We start from the raw sequence: 506 nt of genomic DNA on the forward strand, positions 1-506 counted from the left end.
CCTTGTCCGCGGCCACGCTGTCGGGTCGGGTACGTGGGCGTCCTGGCCCCGGCCGAGGAACCCGAACGGCCCGCAGTACCCGCTCCAGCTGCGGGCTGTCGCCGCACTGGCCCGGTGTCAGGACCAGCGACAGCGCCCGGCATCGGCCGTCCGCCGACAGGTGAATCTTGGTGGTGAACCCGCCACGGGACCGGCCTAGACATTCTCCAGTCTGACCACCTCCGCCAGCCGGGCGGCCAGCGCGGCCAGCACCGGATCGCCCCGGTTTGTCCCCGCCGCGCCCCCCTTTTGTCGGCCGGGCGGTGCGGGATCAGGCGGCGGGGTGAGGGGCGCGCCAGCGGCGTGCTGGTGCGCCCGGACGGTGGTGGAGTCAACGGAGATGTCCCAGTCCATCTGGCCTTGGGCGTCCTGCTCGGTCTGGATCGCGGTCAGCAATCGCTGCCAGGTGCCATCGGCCGACCAGCGTCGGTGCCGCTTGTAGACCGTGATCCAGGGGCCGAATCGTT

At 71.9% G+C, this 506-nt stretch carries 1 pseudogene; it reads right to left on the minus strand.

What is annotated here, in order from left to right:
* A pseudogene (locus IEZ27_RS55800) lies at positions 1-506 on the minus strand (hypothetical protein); the annotation flags it as partial.

This window comes from Nonomuraea spiralis, from assembly GCF_014648435.1.
Taxonomy (GTDB): Bacteria; Actinomycetota; Actinomycetes; order Streptosporangiales; family Streptosporangiaceae; genus Nonomuraea; species Nonomuraea spiralis.